General features: G+C 56.0%; 11 protein-coding genes. 1 reads left to right on the top strand and 10 read right to left on the bottom strand.

The window, feature by feature from the left end; all coding sequences use genetic code 11:
- Nucleotides 1-216: 216 nt before the first annotated feature.
- From PHX60_RS14420 to PHX60_RS14390, 7 genes are all read right to left on the bottom strand, one after another.
- Nucleotides 217-3,795, bottom strand: coding sequence for an LAGLIDADG family homing endonuclease (locus PHX60_RS14420; RefSeq protein ID WP_300079132.1), 3,579 nt, complete (start codon nucleotides 3,793-3,795; stop codon nucleotides 217-219).
- Between the two features lie 121 nt (nucleotides 3,796-3,916).
- Nucleotides 3,917-6,604 carry an EAL domain-containing protein gene (locus tag PHX60_RS14415; RefSeq protein ID WP_300079129.1) on the bottom strand — a complete coding sequence of 896 codons (2,688 nt, stop codon included), beginning with the start codon at nucleotides 6,602-6,604 and terminating at the stop codon, nucleotides 3,917-3,919.
- Nucleotides 6,601-7,701, bottom strand: a complete 1,101-nt coding sequence (locus PHX60_RS14410; protein ID WP_300079127.1) for a hypothetical protein — start codon at nucleotides 7,699-7,701, stop codon at nucleotides 6,601-6,603. The genes PHX60_RS14415 and PHX60_RS14410 overlap by 4 nt, the downstream gene beginning before the upstream one ends.
- On the bottom strand, nucleotides 7,694-10,159 hold the full coding sequence (locus tag PHX60_RS14405) for a DEAD/DEAH box helicase family protein (protein WP_300079125.1): 2,466 nt from the start codon (nucleotides 10,157-10,159) through the stop codon (nucleotides 7,694-7,696). Before PHX60_RS14405 ends, PHX60_RS14410 begins: the two co-directional genes overlap by 8 nt.
- On the bottom strand, nucleotides 10,144-10,398 hold the full coding sequence (locus PHX60_RS14400) for a DUF2442 domain-containing protein (RefSeq protein ID WP_300079123.1): 255 nt from the start codon (nucleotides 10,396-10,398) through the stop codon (nucleotides 10,144-10,146). Before PHX60_RS14400 ends, PHX60_RS14405 begins: the two co-directional genes overlap by 16 nt.
- A gap of 11 nt (nucleotides 10,399-10,409) precedes the next feature.
- Nucleotides 10,410-10,670, bottom strand: coding sequence for a DUF4160 domain-containing protein (locus PHX60_RS14395; RefSeq protein ID WP_300079120.1), 261 nt, complete (start codon nucleotides 10,668-10,670; stop codon nucleotides 10,410-10,412).
- 1 nt (nucleotide 10,671) lies between these two features.
- Nucleotides 10,672-13,422 (bottom strand): site-specific DNA-methyltransferase, encoded by a 2,751-nt coding sequence (locus tag PHX60_RS14390; protein WP_300079118.1) that lies wholly within the window; start codon nucleotides 13,420-13,422, stop codon nucleotides 10,672-10,674.
- A 438-nt stretch (nucleotides 13,423-13,860) separates the two neighbouring features.
- On the opposite strand from PHX60_RS14390, the gene purU reads away from it, so the two are divergent.
- Nucleotides 13,861-14,709, top strand: a complete 849-nt coding sequence (gene purU / locus PHX60_RS14385) for a formyltetrahydrofolate deformylase (protein WP_300079116.1) — start codon at nucleotides 13,861-13,863, stop codon at nucleotides 14,707-14,709.
- Here purU and PHX60_RS14380 read toward each other — a convergent pair.
- From PHX60_RS14380 to PHX60_RS14370, 3 genes are all read right to left on the bottom strand, one after another.
- Nucleotides 14,696-15,988, bottom strand: a complete 1,293-nt coding sequence (locus PHX60_RS14380; RefSeq protein ID WP_300079114.1) for a DUF445 family protein — start codon at nucleotides 15,986-15,988, stop codon at nucleotides 14,696-14,698. The two genes, purU and PHX60_RS14380, sit on opposite strands and share 14 nt — an antisense overlap.
- A gap of 44 nt (nucleotides 15,989-16,032) precedes the next feature.
- Nucleotides 16,033-16,332, bottom strand: coding sequence for a DUF3567 domain-containing protein (locus PHX60_RS14375; protein ID WP_300079112.1), 300 nt, complete (start codon nucleotides 16,330-16,332; stop codon nucleotides 16,033-16,035).
- 89 nt (nucleotides 16,333-16,421) lie between these two features.
- A complete protein-coding gene (locus PHX60_RS14370) occupies nucleotides 16,422-17,657 on the bottom strand; it encodes a DUF3108 domain-containing protein (protein WP_300079111.1) in 1,236 nt (411 codons plus the stop codon).
- Nucleotides 17,658-17,673 lie beyond the last annotated feature (16 nt).

Raw genomic sequence — 17,673 nt, 5'->3', positions numbered from 1 at the left:
AACAGGACAGTGAAACGACTTTGCGCCGATGATAGTGCGGGTTCCCGTGTGAAAGTAGGTCATCGTCAGGCTCATTACACCAAGCGCACCCCTCTAACTTTTATCGGTTAGAGGGGTTTTGCTTTTTGCGCTCCATTTTGATGCTGTTATTGCACAGGCATAAAAAAGCCCGCTGTGCGCGGGCTGGGTATAAAGCGCTGGGAGCGCTAAATTTGATTAACCACAGGTGCCCAAATGGCCGCATTGGGTGCAGTAATCACAGCCATCTTTGCGAATTACGGCATGGGCACCGCATTCACGGCATTTTTTGCCTGCCATGACGGGCGGGGCTGCCGGGGCTAAAGCGGCTGTTTCGCTGCTGGCTAAGCTGTTGTGATGGGCGGGGCGCAATTTAGCGCGGCGCGCTAAAATGTTTTGGATAGCGTAGGCCACAGCGGCGACTTCAGAATCGTGCCACATCGGTACTTGGGTGCCATCGGTTTTTTGATGGGTACCCAAACGCACCGGGCCGCGATCCCAAACGACTTTACGCATATCGCTCAGGGCGCGTTCTAAAAAGCCACCGCGCGCTGCCAGCGATAGCAGGCGCATACTGGAAGTCATCCACTGCTGGGATTCGCTGCTTTGGCCTACCGGCATAAAGAATTCAATCGCACGATCCACCATGCCAGTACCGTCGGCGTTGGGTACGGGCAAGAATGAGACTACCAGATAGAGGCGCTTTTTGCCTTCTTGTGTCCAGTATTCCACTTTCTCGGCCACGGCGGAGAGCGCACCTTTGGGGCGGCTTTCAATCACGGTACGCATCGGGTCAATCGGTGCAGCGTTCGATTCTGGGGTGGCGGTGTTGTTGCTGGCCGTTGCTGCTGATGCGCTGTGGACTTCTAGCACCGAGCCTAAGATATTGTTCGGACGGTAGGTGGCCAGCCCCTTCAGGCGCGCGCGCCATGCTTGCAGATACAAGCCCTTGAAATCATCGTAAGGATAATCTGCGGGGATGTTGACGGTTTTGGAAATGGCGGTATCGACAAAGGGCTGCACGGCTTCCATCATGGCGATGTGGTCGGCTGCCGACATTTCTAGCGCTGAAACAAAATATTCGGGCAGCTTGTTGACATCGCCGCCCAGCTCACGGAACAGACGCCAAGCGTGGTCTTCTACGGCATATTCGGAGGTGCTGCCGTCGGCTTCGCGCTTTTTGCGCTTGTACATCCACGAAAATGGCGGCTCGATACCATTGGAGGCGTTGTCGGCAAAGGCCAAGCTGACGGTGCCGGTGGGGGCAATCGAGAGCAAATGGCTGTTACGGATGCCGTGTTTGCGAATTTCTTTTTGCAGCGCTGCGGGCAGGCGGCTGGCAAAGGTGCCGGGTGCTAGGTAGCCTTCGGCATCAAAGCGTGGGAAAGGGCCTTTTTCGCGCGCCAGTTCAACCGAGGCTTTGTAGGCCGCGTTACGCATGCGTTCGGCAATTTGGGCGGCCATCGCTCGGCCTTCGGGGGCATCGTAGCGCAGGCACAGCATGGCCAAGGTGTTGCCCATGCCGGTAAAACCGACCCCAATGCGGCGTTTGGCGTGGGCTTCGTCGCGTTGCTGGGGCAGCGGCCAGAAGGTGACATCCAGCACGTTGTCAAGTGCGCGCACTTGCAAAGCGACGGATTTCTCGAAGGCTTCAAAATCAAAGCGGGGGCTGCCATCAAAGCCGAAGGGGCTACGCACAAAGTGGGTTAGGATGATGGGGCCGAGGTCGCAGCAGCCGTAGGAGGGCAACGGCTGCTCACCGCACTGCCCACTGACTAGGCCGTTAAAGATGACGGTATTGTGGTCTGGCTGGGTGGTATCGTACACTGCTTCGCGGCCAGCGTGCGCAATTTCAATCACTTTGCTGGTAAAACGCTGTGTTTTACGCAAAACTTTATCTTGCACCCAGTTAGTATAGCGCTGAGTTTTGCCCTCTAGCAAGAAGCCAATGTCTTGCATGAAAATCTCACGCGATTGCCCATCAATCAGCAATTCGTATTGTGTTTGGCATGGGTAGGGGGATTGGCCTCCCTTGCCATTGGGCATCTCTTTGACGCTTGCTGCCCGGCGCTGGCGTACACGGCTAAAAATTCCAAAATTGGCCAGCAACATTTGCACATCTTTCAGCAATAGCGGATAACTGGAGCTTAAACGCACCGAACAACTTTGATTGGCGCTAGAGACGTTGACGGTGCCATCGGCTTGGAACAGTGCGCGCAGGTAGGCACGCACACAGTCTTCGCTGCCTTGCCAAATCACTTCGGGCACGCGCAGTTTGGTGTCGCGGGTAAAGCCCATTTCGGCCAGCACGCGCGCCAGCAGCACGGAACGGATAAAGACTTGATTGCGTTCCGCCACGGCGACAGGGTGGACTTGGTAAGCCCGCACGGCCCGTGCAGAACTGGCAATCAGGGCATTGACGGTGTGCGCTACTTGCTCGGCCAGTACCCGGTCTTGGTTCCAGAGGTTGATACAAACGGCCTCTTGCCCTTTGCCTTGGTTGGTGAAGTGGCCATCACCGGTAATTAAGCCCAGCAGTTGCCCTAATTCGGCGCTGCCTTGCTGGCCAAACTGGCCTTTGCCGGTTTGTATCCAGAGTTCATCCCCGACCTGCATTTCAGACAGCTTGATTTTGCCGCGCTCGGTGTAAAAGTCGTGCCAAGCGGTGGCTTTGATTTCATAGCCGTCGGCAGTGACGACGCGATAAACATCGGCTTCGCGGGCGGTCATGAAGGCGGGTTTGGCGGAGCGTATCTCGATGCCGCGTTCGTCTTGTCCCAGTGCGCGTTTATCGACGGTGACACTCAGGGGCTGGCCGCTGGCATAGAGTTGGTCGATACGCACCAAGCCGTATTGCGTGGCCAAGCGGGTGTCGCCAGTGACGCACGGGTTGGTAGCAGCGATTTTTTCGCAGTAGTGCAGGTTGTTGTCGGTGTTGATGTGGTCGAGGAACAGGATGCCCGGCTCGGCAAAATCGTAGGCCGACTTCATGATGGTGTCCCACAAGTCCCGCGCCTGCACGGTTTGATAGACCCACAGGCCATCTTCACGTTGGTAGGCACCTTCGGCCAGCACATCGGCACCGGGGGTGGCTTTGTGAACCAGCTCCCAGGCTTGTTCGTTTTGCACCGCGTCGATAAAGGCATCGCTGACACCGACGGAGACGTTAAAGTTGTTCCAACGTCCGGGTGTGCGTTTGGCGGTAATGAAGTCCAGCACGTCTGGATGGTCAATGCGTAGCACGCCCATTTGTGCGCCACGCCGTGCGCCAGCGCTTTCTACGGTAGAGCAAGATTGGTCAAAGACGTTGATGTAACTGCAGGGGCCAGAGGCCATCGAGTGCGTGCCTTTGACTTCAGCACCACGTGGGCGGATGCGCGAAAAATCGTAACCTACACCCCCGCCACGGCGCATGGTTTCGGCGGCTTCGCGCAGGGCTTCGTAAATGCCAGGGAAGCCTTCGTCGTCCATGCCTTGGATGCAATCGCCCACGGGTTGCACAAAGCAATTGATGAGGGTGGCTTGGATGTCGGTGCCAGCGGCACTCATGATGCGCCCAGCGCCAATGGCTCCGGCGTGCAGGTTGGCCAAGAACAGGGCTTCGTATTCTTCGCGCAGTTCGGGCTTTTCTACGCTGGCCAAAGAACGGGCAACGCGGCGAAACAGGTCTTCGGCGCTGGTTTCCCCGGCCTTGAGGTATTTTTCTTTAAGTACGTCTAGGCTAATGGGCTGGGTGGCCGTCACGTCCTGCGCGCGGCCAAGGTTTTCGCGTTTCATGGCAATCCTGAAAAGGTAAAAATGGGGGGAATTGGGAAATTGGGGAGTTGGGGCGGTGCAATGGCAGCCCCGTCTGTCGGGTGCGGGTGGCACGCACGCTCGGCACCGACAAGGCCGGCGATTATCCCACTGCCGCTATATCGGCACTGGCCGTAGTGGTCTGTGCTTGTTGTGCCAGCAGCCGGGCAAAATCTGCCGCTGGCAAGGGGCGACTGAGCAAATAGCCTTGGTAGCTGTCGCAGCCGCGTTCGGTTAAAAAGGCCAGTTGTTCGGCGGTTTCTACCCCTTCGGCCAGCACTTTGAGGGCCATGCTATGCCCCATCGCGATGATGGCAGCGCTGATGGCCATGTCATCGCTGTGGTGCGGGATGTCACGGATAAAGCTTTGGTCAATTTTGAGCACATCAATCGGAAAGCGCTTCAGGTGGGCTAAAGAGGAGTAGCCGGTGCCAAAATCATCGACCGCCAGATGTAGCCCCAAGCCTTGTAAATCTTCTAGGACCTTGAGGACTTCTTCAAAGCGTTCGGCCAAGGCGCTTTCGGTGATTTCTAGCTCTAAATGGCTGGCCGGAAAGCCAGTTTCCGCCAGCGCACTGCGGGCGCTGGCAACCAAATCGGTGAGCTGGAACTGCCGAGGTGAGACATTGATGGCCAAAGTGATGGCGGGCAGGCCGGCTTCTAACCAGCGCTGGCCTTGCTGGCACACTTGGCGCAGTACCCATTCGCCCAGTGGGCCAATCAGGCCGGAAGATTCGGCCACTGGGATAAAACGGGCGGGCGAAATCGGGCCTTCGTGCGGGTCTGTCCAGCGCAGCAAGGCTTCGGCACCGATGATGCGGCCTGTCATGATATCGGCTTGGGCTTGGTAGTGCAGTTGCAGCTGCCCTTGCACCAGTGCTTGGCGCAAGCGCGATTCAAGCTCTAGGCGCTCGCGGGCGGCCAAGGTCATTTCTTCGGCAAAAAAGCAGAAAGCCCCCCGCCCACGCGCTTTGGCACCATATACCGCTGCATGGGCCCCTTGCAGCAGCAGTTTAGCGTTGTCGGCATGGGTAGGAAACAGGCAAATACCCACACTGGCCCCCACCACCACCTCTAGCCCCTGTGGCGAGTACCAAGGCTGCGATACGGCAGTCAGTAGGTGCCGGGCTACGCTGGAGGCATCTGCTTGGGCATCGTGTAAATTGCGTGCCACCACTGCCAATTCATCACCCGCCAGCCGCCCCAGCAAATCGCCGGGACGCAGGGCATCGCCTACCTGCTTGGCCAGATGTTGTAGCACCTCGTCGCCCACGGCATGGCCGTAGCTGTCATTGACATCTTTGAAGCGGTCGAGGTTAATCAGCAGCACGGCCAGATGTTCACCACGGATTTTGGCTTGGGCGACGGCCCCTTCAAGTTGTTGGCCAAACCAGACGCGGTTGGATAGCCCCGTGAGCGCGTCGCGGTGGGCCAGGTATTCGAGCCGTTCTTGTTGCGCTTTGGCTTCGGAGATGTCAGAAAAAATGCAGACATAGTGGGTGATGGTGCCAGCGGGGTCACGCACGGCACTGAGCGACATATGCTCGGGGAAGATTTCGCCGTTTTTGCGCCGGTTCCAGATTTCGCCCTGCCAATGGCCGGTGCGGTGCATGGTGGCCCACATGGCTTGGTAAAAGGTTTCATCGTGCCGGCCTGACTTGAATTGGCTGGGTGTTTTGCCTAGCAATTCGTCTTCGGTGTAGCCCAGCACGCGCGTAAAAGCGGCATTGACCGACAAAATACGGTTTGCGGCATCTGTCACTACCACGCCTTCTAGGGTGTTATCTACCACGGTGGCGGCCAGGCGTTGGCGTTCTTGGGCGGCGTAGCTGTGGCTGAGGTCGGTCAGGATGCCAGAGAAACGATCGGGCTGGCCAGTAGCATCTAAATGGCGTTGGCCTCGGGCCATAAACCAGCGCTCTTGGCCATCAAAACAGCGCAGGCGCAAGGTTTGGTGAAACGGGTCGCCGGTGGCAATGGCCAAATGGGCGGCGGCCAGCACCCGTTTGCATTCTGAGCGCTGCATTTTGTGGCGCAGGCAAAAATCGCCGACAAAATTTTGCCCACTGTACCGTAATAAGCGCTCTAGGCTGGGCGAGACGCTGCCTTGGCGGGTACGCAAGTCCCAATCCCACATGCCGCTGCCGCTGCCTTCTAAAGCCAAATCCAGACCGGCTTGGCTGCGCTCTAGGGCGGCGCGGGCGGCGTGGCTGTCGCTGATGTCTTGCACCACGCAAATCAGGTGGGCTGGCTCGCCAGCGGCACGCGGCACCAAGGTGACGGTACACACCACGGGCACGATGCTGCCATCGGGACGACGGCATTGGCGTTCGCCCCGGTAGTGGTCAATCTCGCCTGCCAGCAGGCGCTCGCGTTGGCGCTCGCTCCAATTGCTGTCGGGCGGCTGCACCACCGCACGAAATTGGTGCTGGCACAATTGTTCTAGCGACATGCCCGTGAGTTCGCACATGCGCTCGTTGGCCCACAGAATGTGGCCGTTGCTGTCGGCGCGCACAATGCCCGCTGGGGCGTGGCGCAACAGCAGGGCGGTGCGCCTAAAGGCACGCACGCGCGCTTTATCGCTGCGTTGTAGCAACCACCAAGCCACGCCACCGGTGACCAGCAAATACAAGCCATCGGCCCAGAGGTGGTAGTTGGCACCTTCTGCCGCGTCGGTGGTCATGCGGGCTAAAAAATGGTTGATGCCCAGCACCCATACCGCGCCCACGACAAGGTAGAGCAGCAGCCCACGCAGTGCCCGTTTGCCTCCAGATTCACGGCTTTTGTTCATTTTTCCTGCTGTTTGCGCTTCCACAGCTCGGTAATTGGCGTGGGATGATCTCGGATGTCGGGTACTTTTTCGGCGCCAAAGCCCCATTTTCCTTTAGTGGCATAGTCCATCAATTGCCGCTGGCGCTTTTTGCGAGGCCACTGGCCATACAAGTTAGTGGCATCAGGTTTTAAGTAGTCGCGCAGTAGCGCAGCGATAAATTCTGACTCGGTTTGGTTATGCTCTGCATGACGTAAGGCTAGGTCGTGCGTCATTTCGTCAGTGGGGACAAAATGTGCGCTGCTCTCTGACAGTTGGGCTGCAAGATGCAATAAATGGTCGATGGCAGAATCTTGCGTGAGCAGCTCTAACACATCGTCAATGTAGGCTGTGCCGGGCTTTTGCACCACGATGCGCCCGCGTTTGAAGTCTGCTTCAGACGGCGCAAGGTCTTGGCCATTTTCATCTTTGATGAAAAATTTGGCCTCTGCCGTTAAGTTGGCCAGCGATGAGTTGGACAGCAGCACGCCACGGATGCGGAATGTCCATTCCTCGCCCTCAAATTGCACCTTTTGTCCGCTGGCCGCTAGTTGGCGTTCTACCACATGCGGCATATACAGGGTGGAGATAATTTTGTGGTTGGCCCAGCCTTCGCGCGTGCCCTGTACCAAGCCTTTGGGATCGACAAAGCCAAAGGTTTGGGTGCGTGAAGCATAGTCTAGTATCCAGACAATAAAGTCAGGGTAAAACCAATCTGAATTATCGAAGCACAAGCGAAATGAATCGTCACGTTTTTCTATATTGCGCTTGAGCCAAATTTGTTTGTTGCCCCATTGCAGTGGGGTTTTGTCGCTTTTAGGGTGGTTGCCAGCGGGGTATAGGCGGCGAATCAAGTCGCGCACAAAGGCTTCTTCGTGTGCGTCGAGTTTGCCGGGGCCTACATCAATTTCGCCCTGTGGCGCAGTAAGTAGCAGGGGCTGGTACACGCTGCCCGGAGCCAGCACTTCGATGGCACCTTGTGGATCGACAATCAGGGGCAAACTGTCGATGTCTGGACAAGCCAACGTGGTGCCGAACAGTCCGTTTTGTGTGCTTGACGCGGGCTTCTTGCTAGGCATTCAGAAAGTCCTTGTAATACTGCTCGGGAATGCCACTGTCTTGAGAGGCTATGAGGGTGTAGCGGCTGTGGCGACTTGCTTGTTTGCGGTAGGCGCTTTCAAACAGGCGGCGCACCACGGTGGCAGCTAAGCGATGCAGGCGTGCTAAATCGGCTGCTTGCTGCACGTTAAGCATACCCGGAAGGCCCCAGATGGCATATTTATCGCTGGCGAGCGCGCAATCAATGGCGTGCTGATTAAAAGCAAAATTCCACCAGCCTTGGGTGCGCTTCCATTGCACCAGTTCACGGTACAGCGCATCGCGGCTAAGTAATACGCTGCATTGTTGAAATTCGGCGGTCATGTCTTGGCCCAACGTGCCTTGTTGGGCTTGGGTTTGGCTGTCTTTGAGTTTTAAGGTGGTGATGGCGGCAGTTAAAGAAATGTGGATGGCATTGACGCTGCGGAGCCAGTCGCTACCGATGGCCTGAACATGGAAGTCTTGGGGCTGCGGTGCCAAGGTGCGTACCGACTGGAGCAGCGCTGGGGTATGTTGGCGTATTGGGCATTCGATGCGCTGTAAGCCCAGCACGCCGTTGTCGGTCAGGCTTTGTAAAAAGGTGTCAAGGTAGGCGGATTTAAGGCCAAACACATAGGCGGTTTGCAGTGGAGCCAGTGCCGCCGGGGGGCGTTCTAGCCGTTTGCCGTCGTTATGAATACCTGCAAAGCGCACCACACGGCCAAACATTTGGATGATGAGCGCCCCTTCGCCTTGGCCCAGACGCAATAAAGTGAGGCTAGAGGCACGGTAGTTGTCCCAGCCTTCAGCAAAGCGGCGCGAACCAATCAACACATTCAGGCCACTGTGGGGGGCATCGAGTTGCGCGAACAAGGAGCCTGATAGGGCATCATCTTCTACGGTTAAGTGGGCTGCTTCTAGGGATTTTTTCAGGCCCACGGCATCACCGACGTTGACCACGCCGTAATAGTGCGAAGTGTCACCGCGCAACAAGCCCAAGCCTAGCTCGCCGGTGGCGGCCTTGATAAGGCGCAGCACGGGCTTGTCGCCGGGTTGCCAGCCCAAGCAATCGGCCAGTACCCGCTGGGCCAAGGCGGTGCTATCCCAGCCCACGCTGGCTTGGCGCACCGCGGCAGGCAGCAGGTCTGCGCCTACGATGGCGGTGGCTAAAAGTTGGGCGATGCTGTGCGCCAATTGTGCGGGTTGTGCCAGCATGGTGTTGAGGTAGCCCAGCACCTCCACTACGTCGGAGGTTTGTTGCTCATCGTTTTTGTTTTTTTGGCTGCCAATGACCGACAAGCCCAACAATACCCACAAGGGCGCGGCTATTTGTAGCCCTAACTGGGCGGCGGCTTGTTGGGCTTGGGTGGAGCGGTAGCTGGTGGTTTGATGCCAAAACGATAGCAATGCCGCCGTCAGGGTTTGGCGTTGTGTACTGGCGCTGGCTTCGTCTTTGGCTTGTACGCGCACATGCCAAAAGTCTTTGCCATAGCGGTCTTGGTGGAAGCGGTCGTAGGCGTAATCTAACAGCACCGCTTTGGCGTAGCGGTCAAAGGCATGTTCGGTTTCGGCCACTTGGCCAAAGGTGGCAGAGAACTCTATTAGCAAGCCGCGATGCTGGGGGTTGAGGGCTGCAATGCCGGCCAAATCGGCTTGTAAGGCTTTCCAAACGCTGGCTTCTGATTTTTGGCCTTTGTGGCCTTCATCTACAAATACCAGATTGCGCCCTTCGGTAAATACCGATGTGGGCAGGGTGATGCCGTCGCCTTTTTTTTCGGCGGCTAGTTTGTTGATGTCTAGGACGATAACGGTATCAGGCGATAGATAACCCAAGGCCGAGGCATCTCCATCCATAGGGTAGGCAAAAACGGGCCATGCTGCCAACTGGCGCAGTTTGTCGGCGTGTTGGCGGGTGAGTGATTCTGAGGGAGTAACGACGATGCAGCGATCCCAGTGGCGGCGCTTTTCTAGCAGGGCTAAACAGGCGTGCAGAATATGCGTTTTACCGGCGGCGGTGGCCATCCAGAAGGCGGCCAATTGCAAATCAGCGGGGGTAAAGGGGGCGATGGTCTCACCCTTGGGGGGGTGTGCGTCTAGGTAGGCATTGAGGCGAAACAAGAAGGCCGCAGCATCTTGCATTTGGGCCTCTAGCCAGTGGGCAAACAGCAGCAGGGCCAGATATTGGGCATAGCGTGGCGCAAAGCGCACGCGGGCGCAGGCTTGCCGTATGTCGTGGTCCAGCGCCAAAAGCTGCTGGGCATCGTTGCTGCATACTGAGCCTATGGCCTCTAGGTATTTGCCATCGGCCAAGCCTTGTGCGGCACCGATATTGTTTTCTACGGTACGCAATTGGGCCATTGCCGCAGGCAGGGGCAAGCCCAATTCTGCCGCCAAGGCATCGCGCAGTACCAATGCTGCTTTAAGTCGGGCATGGCCTGAGCGCTTTACTGCAACAGCCATTCGCCTGATTCCTTGATGTGGTGGTGCATGGCATCGGGTGCCAAATCGAGTTCGCCCGGCCAAGTGACAAAATAGCCATTCACGTACAAGCGATTGAACTCTGCTGGGTCGCGCAATTTGGCAAATACGCCGCGATAGGCACTGGGGGCAAAACGCACGGTGCCTTGCGTGCCGTCGGCAAATTTAACTTGAAAGCAACCAGGTTGAATAACGTGTGCTTCAATGACATGCCATTGCATCGGGTGGCTCCTTATTCTAGTGGGGCAATTTCAGAGGGTTGTTGGTGTTGTTGGCACAAATCCCAGTCTTGCAGCAAGGCGGTTTGGTGCAGTTCGGTCCAGTCGAGTACCAATCCGAGGGCGCGACGTGGAAATTTTCCTTCCATTACTTCTAGCGTGCGGATATTGATGATAACGTGGTAATCGCCATATTCGGCATGGAAATGTGGCGGTGCATGTTCATTAAAAAACATGCGAATAATGATGCCAAAAAATCGGCTGATAATGGGCATTTTAATGCTTCTCAAACTGTTGTGCAAAAATGCCTTCGATGGCCTCGAATTGTTCGCAGCCCTGAAAGCTAAGGCTGGCTGGGTCGTTGGTATAAACCCGGTCGGCGGGGTGTTGGGCCAGTTTGGTTTGTAGCCATTGGGCTGTGTCTGGCATGGCACAGTCTCGGAAGAAAACGGCCACGCTTTGGCCTTGCCGGTTGTGGCCCAGTAGCACTGCGCCTTGGTCTTGGCGATAAAGGCGGCTGACCTGCAAGCCCAGCAGGTAGGGCATGCTTTCGAGTAAATCAACGTTGTGCAGTTGTGCTTGGCCACCGCCCACGGCGCGTTTTAACTGGTAGCCAAAGGGGCTGGCAAAGCGCTCTACGGCGCAATAGAGGGCGTGGGCGCTGCTGTCTAAGCGGTAACGCAGGGCAAAGGCGGGGTCTTGAAACAGCAAGTCGGCGCTATCGCCTTGGGGTAGGTCGCTGTCTAGGTTTTCTAGGGTGTCTTCGTATTGCTCTAGCTGCTGCACGCGCATGAAAATGCCGATGCCATCTAATTTGTCAGTTTTTCCACCTAGCCAATCACTTGCGGCACTGACTTTTTTAAGTCTAGGAATAGTAACTTGATCAATGTATTGATTCGCTTCAACAAGAAGAAATTTACGATTTCCAGCATCTTGTTTATTTAATTTAATTACAGCATGGCCTGTAGTTCCAGACCCTGCAAAAAAATCCAAAACTAGTCCACTTTGATCACTCCGTAGTCCACTTACTTTCAAGCAATCAGCTACCGCATAAACTGATTTTGGAAACATAAAAATATGACTAGATCCAAATAGCTTCGTTAGTAGATTTGTTCCATATTCTGCTGCTGAATATTGCTTTTTTTCCCACCATGTTTGGGGTAGCAACCCATCTTCATTAATACGCCATTTTCTATAAATAGCCGTCTCTCCGCGTGAATCTTTTTTAACTTTTAAATGAGAAATATTTTCTTTTGCTGTATCAACAACAAAATCCCAAATCCTTTCATTGCCTTTTTCATCAATTGGAAGAAGAACTTCCTCATTCTCAAGTGGAGGTTCATTAATTTTATATTGCCTAGACAAATTATCCCAATTCATTTCTGGAATTCTAATTGATTTTCCATTTACATAGATTGGATAAAATTGTCTTGGTCGTGTTGTTTTATAGGTATTTAAGCCGCCATGTTTTCGAAAGTTTGTCCATTCAAAAAAACCAATTTCGTCTTTTTCCTTGTAGCGTGATTTTTGGGCTTCGCTGTGTTCTAGTCGATCAATCTGAGCAGTGTTTGACATCCCATAAAAATATGCGTATTCATGACAAGCTGAAAACCCTGTAGTGCCAGTTCTGCCTGCTGGATTATTTTTTATTAAAGCAACACCCAAAAAATTGTATTCAGAAATAGTAGTTTCTGCTAAATTCCTGAGTCTATGAGCCTCGTAATCATCAATAGTTATGCAATGTATACCTGAATCAATAAGAAAGTTTTTTGTAAGTCTAAGTCTGTCTTGTATTAGTGTAAGCCAAGATGCATGACGATAACCATTTTTATAAGAAATGGGGCCTGCATCACTATTATAAGGAGGATCAGTATATATGCAGTTAACTTCGTTTTTATATCTGTTAACTATTGAATTAAGTGCTTGCCAGTTATCTGACTGAATTACTATGCCATCTAAATTATCATCTAGCGGCGCGGCTGCCGTGATAGCCTCTAACATGGCCCATTGGAAGGCACTGTCAAAGTTTTGTGTGTCTAGGGGCAGCGGTAGGTAACGCTGGCTGGCCGGGGTGGCCAAGTCGCCCTCGGTTTGGCGTATGCAGGCGCTGGCTTGGGGGTAGTCGCCCAAACCCAGCGTTTGCCACTCTGCGCGTTGGCGCTGCACGATGTGGTTAATGTTTTGCGCCAACCAGTGGGGGCAATAGCGCTCTAGCCGGTCGAGGGTGATGACGTAGCGGGTGGCAAAGACCAGTTTTTTCTTTTCCCACAGTGCTTTCTGAAAATCTTCTAGCGTGGCCAAAAAGTCAATGATTTGCATGCCAATGTCGCGCACGATGCGTGCTACTTTCAGGGCGCGTTGGGGTAAATCGGTGGCAGTAGCATGGTTGGCCAGCAATTGGTCCACATCCAGCACTTCGGTTTTCAGGAAGATGTCCAAGTCTGCGCTCAGGGCTTCTTTGAGGCGCTTGTGGATGAAAAAATCGCTTTGGTTGCGTGCCAGCAAGCGCTGCAACCAGCGGCGAATCTCTAAACCTGCTTCTGCGCTGGTGCTGTGGCTGGCTTGTTGCACCGCGCGGACGATGTCTTCTTTTTGCTTTTCGGTTTGCGCCCCTTTCAGGTAAAGCAGGCGCACTTGGAGTGCGTCGCCTTCTGCACTGGTGATGCTATCGAGTGCGTAGTGGGCTTTGTCGTTGGGTTTGAGGGCGGCGCGTGTGGCCTGTAAGCTGCTGGGTTCTACGCTAAAAACGATGCGTTGGCCACTGGCCAGCGTGACAGGAAAGTCGGTAAAAATGTCGCCCGACTTGATGTAGTACATGTCCTCGGTGGCCCAATGGAACTCGGTATCTTCGCCGGTAGATTTAACGTAGCGCGCCCCATTTTTGCCATAGCGGCGCTCGACGATGAAGTCGCCGTCTTGGTAGTGGCGGGCAAAAAATTGGTACAGGCGGTTGAGTACCTCGGCACGGTCTTGCTGTGCGGTTTGCTGGCTGGTTTGTGCGGCTACGCGGCTTTGGTATTCGGCCACCAGTTCTTGGATGGCCGGAATGCTTTGCGCTTGGCCCAGGATGGCTTCTTTTTGCGCGTAGGTCAGGCCGGGTTTGAGGCCCAATTGGGCTTCTAGCTGTTTGAGCCGAAATTTGTCTTCGGCCTGTGCCTCGTGGCCAGAGACGCTAAAGGCTTGCTCTAGCAAGGCAGAGAGTTTGCCACCCTCTAGGCGCTTGCCGTGTTGGCTACTGAGCACTCGGCCTAAAAAAGCCTGCACTTGGCGGTTGTGGCGGCGGATAACGCGGTAGATGCCAAAGTCTAGGGCTTGGGCTTCGTCCATCTGAAACAACTCGGTCATCAGCTCGACAAAACGGCTTTCAACGGGCAGGGGGGTAGGGGTGCTCATGCTCTTCTTTATACAAATCGTTTTTAACCCGTGCAGCAGTGTTGGGTGTCATGCTGCGACAATCTTGTTGTTATGACCCACGCTTACGTTCTTACTCTTTCTTGCCCTGACCAATTGGGGCTGGTTCATGCTGTGTCGGGCTTTTTGCTGGAACACAGCGGCAACATCGAAGAAGCCGCCCAGTACAACGATGCTGCCACCGGCTTGTTTTTTATGCGCGTGCAATTTGCTTGCACGGTGCATGACCATGCTACCTTGTTGGAGCAGATGGCCCACTTTGCCCAAAATTACCAAATGCACTGGAGTTTGCACGCCTTGGCGCAGCCCATGCCCACGGTGCTTTTGGTCAGCCGCGAGGGCCATTGTCTCAATGATTTGCTGTTTCGGTGGAAATCTGGGCTGCTGCCGGTGGACATTCGCGCCATCATCAGCAACCACCGCGATTTTTACCAGCTTGCGGCCAGTTACAACATTCCTTTTCACCATATTCCTGTCACGGCGGCCACCAAAGCCCAAGCCGAGGCGCGCCAGTACGAAATCATCCAAGCCGAGGGGGCCGAGTTGGTGGTGTTGGCACGCTACATGCAAGTGCTGTCGGACGATTTTTGTACCAAGTTGGCAGGCCGTGCCATCAACATCCACCATAGCTTTTTGCCCAGTTTTAAGGGGGCCAAACCCTACTACCAAGCCCATGACCGAGGTGTGAAGCTGATTGGTGCGACGGCCCATTATGTAACCGCTGATTTGGACGAAGGCCCGATTATCGAACAAGATGTTACACGCGCTGACCATACGGACACGGTAGAAACACTAACCGCACGCGGGCGCGACACCGAAAGCCAAGTGCTGGCACGCGCCGTGAAGTGGCACAGCGAGCATCGGGTGCTGCTCAATGGGCATAAAACAGTCATTTTCCGCTAAACAGGGCTTGCCCAATCGCGGGCGCGTGGGTTAGGCCAAACAGCAGCAGGCCAATCAGTCCGCCCACCACGGTGCCGTTGATGCGGATGTATTGCAGGTCGGTGCCGATGTTGAGTTCTATCAGCTGGGCCATGTCTTGGGCATCCCAGCGCTGCACGGTGTCTTGGATGTGTTGTGCCACAAACTGCGAGACCTCGGGGGCCAAGCTGTGCGCCCATTGTTGTAGGCGCTCGTTCAGGGCTTGGCGCAGGGCCGCATCTTGTGCCAAGGCTTGGCCCAGCCACAGGCCCATGTTACGCACATGGCGCGCTAGGGCGGATTGCTCATCGGCCAAATCGCGCTGCAAGCTATTGCGCGTGCTTTGCCAAAGTTCTTGCACATAGCGCCCCAAGGTGGGGTTGGTTTGCAGGTAGCGGCGGATTTGTTCGCCCTTTTGCGCCCAAGAGGGGTCGTTTTGTAGCCGGGCAATGAACAGCGCTATCGCCTCATCAAATTTGTGGCGCAGTTGGTGCTGCGGGTTGTGCGCTACTTCGGCCAGCAAGCTTTCTAGGGCTTTGGCCACCAAGCTGGCACCTTGGTCACTGAGCCAATCGGAGGGCAGCATCTTTTCTTTGAGTGGATGCTCTTTTTTGAGCCAGTGGATGATGGTGCGTGCAATCAAGCTGCGCGTATCCGGGGTTTGCAACAGGGCCATGAGCTGCTGCAAGGCATCGTCGAGCAGCCCTTGGTGGCGGCCTTGGTGCGTTAGGGCCTCTAGCACACGGGCTAAAGTTTGCGTCAGGTCGATGCGGCCCAGTAGGGCGCGCAAGGCTTTGCGGAGCAGATGCTCTATTTGCCGGTCTTGCACCATATCGAGGGCAGCGGCCAACATGCGCGCTACTTGTTGGCCCAGATAGCGCGCGTTGTCTGGCAGCAGCAGCCATTGCGCCATGCGCTCAACCACATCATGGCGGCGCAATAGGCCCACCAAGGAGGCGGGGTCCAAAAAGCGGTCGCGCACAAAAACTGCCAAATTTTGGCCGATGCGGTCTTTGTTGCGCGGGATGATGGCGGTGTGACGCACCACCCACGGAATCGGCACCCGATGGAACAGCGCGCGCACGGCAAACCAATCGGCCAGTGCGCCTACCATCGCGGCCTCGGCGGTGGCTTGTAGCGCATCGGTCCACAGGTTGCGCTCTAGCAGGCTACTGATGATAAATACCCCAGTGACCAGCAGCAGCAAGCCCAGCGCTTGGCGCTTGGCGCGTTGTAAGGCGGCGGCTTGTTCGGTGACCACGGCTTACATTCTGCCCACAGCAGCACCGCTGCCCAGCGGGTGGCTCAATGCACGATGACGGGGTTTTGCGCCAAGCCGGTGTAGCGGTCTAGCGCTGCTTCGACTTCTTCTTGCGTGGGGGTGTTGCGTTGCCAAGCCAAAATTTGCTGCTGGAACATCTCGGCCCACGAGCCATCCAGATAGACCTCTTTGCCCGAGCGTTTATCGACAATTTCAAAGCCATGCCGTGCCAGCCGGGGTGCGGCAGGGGCTTGGCCCTCTGTTGGGGGGGCAGCGGTGGGGTCTAGGCTGTCGGCCAGCATATGAACCACCACAAAGGATTCTGAGTCGTAGAGCATGTGCATGGCGTTTTCCAATCGGCTAGGGCGGGGCGGTGTTTGTGTCTTGTCACTATCATCCTAGATAACAACATTGCTGCATAGTTCAAGGGCTTTTAGGGCGCGCTGTGGCTGTGCAGCTGCAAATCGACAAAATCGCCTTGGTTTTGCGTCAGGCGGATGCGCGCGGGCAGATAAGCCAAACTGGGGGCCAGCCAGAGTTGCGCTTGTTGCTCTTCGTCTTGGGCATCGCGCGGCAAGCGTTGTAGTTTCAGCGTAGCCAGTGGGCCATCGGGCAAGGTCAGGGTTTCGGGGCCTTCGATGCGGAAGGTCCAGCGGCTGGCGTTGCGCCCGCCTACGGTGGCAATTTGTATTTGGCTGCCTTGGGGGTAGCGCTCCGGGGCGGCGGCCAGTAGCGCGCCCAGTTGGATGAAAACGCTGAGGCGGTCTTGCATACCGGGCAGCAGTGGCTCGGCGGGGGTATCGGGGGGGGTAAAGCGCACCATGCCTGCGGCGTGGTCAAACTGGGCGGTTTGTTCGCGCCGTGAGCGGTCGGTAAATTGCAGTGGTTGCAGCCCTTGCGCGGTGAGGTTGCCTTGGCTGCTTTGGGTGCGTGAACCCAGCAACAGCACTTTAATCTCTTGGCGCGCTTGGTAGTGTTGGCCATCGTGCTGCCAAAGTAGCTCGGCGTTGGCCCGGTATTGAAATTTTTTGGCTTGGCCCACCACATCAAATTCTAGCCGCTGTGGGGGTGGGATGTGGACCGGTGCCGGGCCGGTGGCTTTGTTGTTGCGCTGGCGTGGGCGGGGGTTAGCGTCTGCGGCGGCCAACAGGATTTCTTGGCCCGAGAGCGCCGCCACGGTTTCTGCCTCGGCTTCTGGTGCTGGTGTTGCTGCTGCAAGGTCGGTCGGCGTTGCTGCGCTGGGGGGAGGTTCGGTGGTGGGCTGGGTCGGCTGTTCTGCGCTCAGGCTGGTGCTGAACACGGGCGCGTTGTCAGGGGGCGGGACGAAGGATTCGGGTGTGGCAGCTGTGGCTGTTATGGCACCTGTGGTGGCTGCGCTGGGGTGGGCTTGCTGGATGGCACGTTTTGCTGGCCCCAGTTTAATGGCGGGGCTTGCCGTTGGTGCTGTGGTGGCAGGCACTACATCGGCTGGCGCTGGTACTGGTGCGGCTGCTGGCGCTGGTGGGCTAATCGTGCGGGTTTGAAACACCAACGGCAGCGCAGCACTGCTGTGGTGCGCGCCCAAGGGCATGGCTTGCAATGCCAGCGCATGGGCTACCAGCACACCGGCGCTAATCCAGAGCAAGGGAGGGCGAACGGCCAAAGCAGAGGGTGTGGGCGAAGAACTCATAGAATTACCAGTTTGC

The sequence above is a fragment of the Giesbergeria sp. genome (assembly GCF_028686475.1).
GTDB lineage: Bacteria > Pseudomonadota > Gammaproteobacteria > Burkholderiales > Burkholderiaceae_C > Simplicispira.
Note: the sequence above shows the minus strand (reverse complement) of the source record. Positions and strands in the feature narration are given on the sequence as shown.